Origin of the sequence: Alkalibacillus haloalkaliphilus C5 (assembly GCF_000269905.1) — a bacterium.
Taxonomy (GTDB): domain Bacteria; phylum Bacillota; class Bacilli; order Bacillales; family Alkalibacillaceae; genus Alkalibacillus; species Alkalibacillus haloalkaliphilus_A.
The window spans coordinates 1-5,173 of sequence record NZ_AKIF01000176.1; the positions used below are offsets into that span (position 1 = coordinate 1).

The 5,173-nt window shown below is 35.0% G+C and carries 6 protein-coding genes; all 6 read right to left on the reverse strand.

Annotation, left to right across the window (positions count from 1 at the left end; all coding sequences use genetic code 11):
- Positions 1–1,114 (reverse strand): histidine kinase dimerization/phospho-acceptor domain-containing protein (locus tag A194_RS19520; RefSeq protein ID WP_017187503.1); only part of this gene is annotated, 1,114 nt, incomplete at its 3' end.
- A 2-nt stretch (positions 1,115–1,116) separates the two neighbouring features.
- Positions 1,117–1,803 (reverse strand): response regulator transcription factor, encoded by a 687-nt coding sequence (locus A194_RS0114365; RefSeq protein WP_017187504.1) that lies wholly within the window; start codon positions 1,801–1,803, stop codon positions 1,117–1,119.
- A gap of 249 nt (positions 1,804–2,052) precedes the next feature.
- Positions 2,053–3,081: a spore photoproduct lyase gene (gene splB, locus A194_RS0114370; RefSeq protein ID WP_017187505.1), complete on the reverse strand. Its 1,029-nt coding sequence runs from the start codon at positions 3,079–3,081 to the stop codon at positions 2,053–2,055.
- On the reverse strand, positions 3,074–3,331 hold the full coding sequence (locus tag A194_RS0114375; protein ID WP_017187506.1) for a transcriptional regulator SplA domain-containing protein: 258 nt from the start codon (positions 3,329–3,331) through the stop codon (positions 3,074–3,076). Before A194_RS0114375 ends, splB begins: the two co-directional genes overlap by 8 nt.
- Positions 3,332–3,799: 468 nt before the next feature.
- The gene (gene mdh, locus A194_RS0114380) at positions 3,800–4,750 is read right to left on the reverse strand and encodes a malate dehydrogenase (RefSeq protein WP_017187507.1); all 951 of its coding nucleotides are present in this window, start codon (positions 4,748–4,750) and stop codon (positions 3,800–3,802) included.
- 36 nt (positions 4,751–4,786) lie between these two features.
- Positions 4,787–5,173, reverse strand: a 387-nt coding sequence (locus A194_RS0114385) for an isocitrate/isopropylmalate family dehydrogenase (RefSeq protein WP_017187508.1), incomplete at its 5' end; no start/stop codon positions are given.

Genomic DNA, 5,173 nt, shown 5'->3' on the forward strand with positions numbered 1-5,173 from the left:
ATAACGTTTCAGCAAATCCTTGAATCGATGTTATAGGTGTTCGTAATTCATGAGATACGTTAGCTACGAAATCTTTTCTAACCCGTTCAAGCCTCTTTAAATCTGTAATATCGTGTGAAACGACTACTACACCACGTGCTTGATAACTTTCTTGATCTTTAATAGGAGCTACAAATACTTCAACAAAGCGCCCATCCTTCATTTCAATTGATTGATGTTGTTTTGTTTCGGTAAAGATTGCTTCTTGAATGACTTCATTTAATTCATCTTGTTCAACTACTTCGTAATAGATTTCACCAATAAAGGGTGTCTTCTCGATTGAGAACTGTTGTAAAAATGATTCATTTACGAGACGGGTAACACCTTTCTCATTAATTAGAAGCGCTCCACTTTCCATATTATTAACAACTGTTTTTAATCTTGAGTTTTGGTTTTCATATTTTGACGTAATATACTCTAAGTAACGCCCTAATCGATTAATTGACTGACTTAAGCTAGCAGCAATACCGTATGGTGCGTCATGGATACGGGCTTGATAATTTCCATCTACTAATTCTTTTGACGTCTCGGTTGCTTTAATGACTGGTTTAACATAACTATCGTATAAACGGTTACCGAAACTCCATAGCAATACAGTTGCAAATAATGAGAAGAAAAATACTCCCCACCAAATCGTAGTACTTAAAGCTGTTAATGGTAATCGTTCAGTCGCTATAGTTAGAAACTCACCATCTTCTAGTTGATAAGTCGTGATGAGACGACCTTCAATAAGCTCTACCTCACCAATATAATCTAAGTTACCTCTTAATTGACGGATCACATTAAGTTCTGTTGTATTAAAAGTATGTAGAAGTTGTTCATCTACTTCAGATTCATAAAACAAATCAACATTAAATTGTTCGTGGTAAAATACTAGATCATGTTGAAAAGCTTCAATTGATGTCATTTCTAATTGTTCAGAAATATATTCACCGTTAGATTGCAACTGTCCTTCATAAGAATTAATAACATAATGTTTTGCGATTTGGTTAAAAATTGCTCCAATAACTACAATAAATAAAATACTTAAAATGATATATAAAATGATTGTTCTTTTTTCAATAATTTTTTTCATCTTTATCCCTCAACTTTGTATCCGACACCTCTTACTGTTTTAATTAATGTCGGTTTTTTAGGATCATCTTCTAATTTTTCACGAAGATGACTAATGTGAACATCGACAATTCGTGTATCACCAATATAATCGAAATCCCAAATATCCCTAAGCAATACTTCTCGTTTTACAGGTTTTCCAATTTGTTTAGCTAAATATAGCAGTAATTCAAACTCCTTACGAGTGAAGCTTACATGTTCACCTTGTTTATAAACTTCATAATAATCTTCATGAATTTTTACATCTTGTATATGAATAATTTTTCTGCTTTCCATATCAACCCGATTTAACCTTCTTAAAACAGCTTGAATTCGAGCGACTAATTCTTTAGGGCTAAAAGGCTTTGTAAGATAATCATCTGCTCCAACATTGAGCCCTTTAATTTTATCCTCTTCTTCACCTTTTGCTGTTAACATAATGACCGGAGTATCATCTTGATTTGACCGCATCTTTTCACAAACGTTCATGCCACTTAATTCAGGTAACATTAAATCAAGCACGACTAAATCAAAAGAATTATTATATAAACTTTGAATAGCACTTTCACCATCATGAACGATTGTCGTCAAATACCCTTCTTGATTTAAATGGTGTTCTATTAACGTAGTAATTGATTCTTCATCATCGACGATTAAAACTTTTGTTGTCATTATATACAGCCCCTAAAAGATCATTAAGTATTTGTATGTATTCCATACTTTCATAATATAAAACTGTTGTAAACAATGAAAACATCATGCTTATATTTTTAGGTTAATATAAGTAATTCGTTAAAGCAGTTCAAAAATCCTTTCTCAACCATATAAGTAGCGTAATTACATGGCTATGCAACAATTATAATTCTAATGCTTATTCAAATAAAACAAAACACAGCCTGATTGACTGTGCTTTGCTTTCTATTAAGTAAAGTATTCAAATTTTGCTGTAGGAAAATGTCTTTGTAAATACTCATGCATCTTGTTTTTCATTTCCTCTTGTTCTTCGTCTTTGTAAACAAATTTACTAATACCGTATTTACCAAACTTCTTCTTACGTTTTGTCTCATCTAACTCTAATTTCGTCATTGGATAATTTTGTTCAATCGTTCTTTTTGCAGGTTGTGTGAAGCGGTGTTGGATAAATTCAAAAGTTAAATCCTTTCTTGCAAACTCAGGAATTTGGTTATCCAACTTCTCAAACATCTCTGCGTAACCTTCTCTCCATCCATCATGAAGGTATATCGGAGCAACGATAAAGCCTAATGGATAATCAGCCTCTGCAATTTTCCTAGCCGCTTCAAGGCGCTCATCCAACTTTGAAGTACCAGGCTCAAAATATTTTATAACGTAATCATCGTTAATACTAAATCGAAATCTTGTTTTTCCATTATGTTTGGCATCTAACAAGTGGTCAACGTGCGCGAACTTCGTTACAAAACGTAATTTTCCATACTCCGATTCACCAAAGTATTCAATTGCATACTTCAATGAATGAGTTAAATGGTCAATACCAACAATGTCAGAAGTACATGAAGCTTCAAAACGAGTAATTTCCGGCGCTCTTTCAGCCATATATTCTTCTGCTTGTTCCAATACTTCTTCAACATTTACATATGTTCGAATATACGGCTTACTTCCCATAGTCGTCTGTAAATAACAATAATGACAATGCCCCATACACCCTGTAGCAAGTGGGATTGCATATTCTGCAGATGGTTTTGATGTATCGAACTTTAACGTTTTCCTCAGACCGACGACTAAAGTCGATTTAGCCATTCGATACTTTTGAAAATGGTTATCTCCAGGCAAGTTACGTACTTGGTTATGTGATGTCGTCTCACGGATCTCTATATCCATATCTTGAAAACGGTCTATTAATTTCTTCCCTAAAGGATATTCCATTGCCCTTGGTTCGACGTATACTAACTCTGGCATAAATGGCTTAACCATACAAGTTACCATCTTCCCCAAAGTGATAATTATAAGCACGCATCGCCTCTACTTCTGTTGGAAAAATAGCAATTTCTTCATCTAATGGATAGTAAGTATCATACATAAATAAGTTTAATTCACCAGGCTGATCTGGATTCTCTACTACAGCCGCTTCTTGAACTTGCGCGACATCTTGAGCATGTGGGTTTCGATATAAAACATACACAATATCACCAGGTTCAAAGTTATGGTTTTGCTCAAAGTACATCAATAGCTCCACCTTTCAATTCATTTAATATTAGTATGAGTTTTAAAAGCAAAAAAATTATATGAAATTTTTTCTTAAAAACTAGACATTTAATATAAATCAATCTATAGAAATTCTATAGAATATAGTAAAAGGAAAAAAGGAGGGAGAGGGTATGAGCTGCGTCATCGTCACGATCATCACCACCATGGGCCACACCATCATGACCATCACCATCACCACCACAAACCAAAATGTTTTTGCAAATGTAAATGTACATGTCATATAGATTTTGTTTGTAAACCGAAACCTAAACCAAGATGTTGTGAGCTATTATCAAATACTTGTTTCAGTAAGAGGCATTGTATTTGCGGAAGACCTTTATACTAATTAAATATCAACTTCATAACTTTTATCAATAGAAAAAGCGATAGACCCACCGTTATTGACGGTTAGTCTATCGCTATATAATTAAATCGTATGTTTTTTTTAAGCTTCTGTATTAGCTAATACTTGCATGACGTTTTTAACAGAATCAGCTGATTTGTCCAACTGCTGTTTTTCTTCTTCTGTTAAGTCTAGCTCAAGAACTTCCTCAATTCCATTTCCGCCTAAAATGGTTGGTACACCTAAGTACATATCATGGTAACCATATTCACCTTCTAGATATGCAATTGACGGTAAAATACGCCGTTGATCTTTTAATATTGCTTCAACCATTTCCGTTATTGACGCAGCTGGTGCGTAATAAGCTGAACCATTACCTAACAATCCAACGATTTCACCGCCACCTTTACGTGTACGTTCAACAATCGCATCTAGACGTTCTTTGGAAATTAATTTTTCAAGTGGAATACCTCCGGCGAATGAATAACGTAGCATTGGTACCATATCATCACCATGACCACCAAGTACAAATCCTGTTACGTCTTTAACAGAGACATTTAGCTCTTGAGCAACAAATGTACGGAAACGAGCTGTATCTAATACCCCAGACTGACCAATGACACGATTCTTTGGTAGACCTGATTCTTTAAATACAGAATAAGTCATAGCATCAACTGGATTCGTTAATACGATTATGAAACAATCTGGTGAATACTTGACAATTTGTTGTGTTACTTGCTTCATAATATTAGAGTTTGTTGCAACTAAATCATCACGACTCATACCAGGTTTTCTTGCGATACCGGCAGTAATGACTACTACATCGGAGTTAGATGTATCTTCATAATTTGAAGTACCTACAATGTTTGAATCAAACCCTTGTACCGGACTAGCTTCTAACATATCGAGTGCTTTACCTTTCGTAGGGTCTTCCATATCTGGAATATCCACTAACACTACATCAGCTAGCTCTTTTTGAGCGATCATCAGTGCTGTTGTTGCCCCTGTGAAACCAGCGCCAATAACTGATACTTTCTTACGTTTAATCGTCATTGCACTCCTCCTCAATATTCCACTAAAAAATTTTTATTAGTCCATGTTCTTGATTAGTTCATCAGCAAACTCAGAACATTTAACTTCTCTTGCACCATCCATTAGACGAGCGAAGTCGTAAGTAACAACCTTACTTCCAATTGACTTATCCATTGCTTTATGGATTAACTCACTAGCTTCTCTCCAACCTAAGTGATCTAACATTAGCGTACCAGATAAGATAACTGAAGATGGGTTAACTTTATCTTGGCCAGCATACTTCGGTGCAGTACCATGAGTAGCTTCAAAAATAGCATGACCAGTCTCGTAGTTAATATTCGCACCTGGTGCAATACCGATTCCACCAACTTGTGCAGCTAGTGCATCTGAGATATAGTCACCATTTAAGTTCATCGTCGCAACTACATCAAACTCTTTTGGACG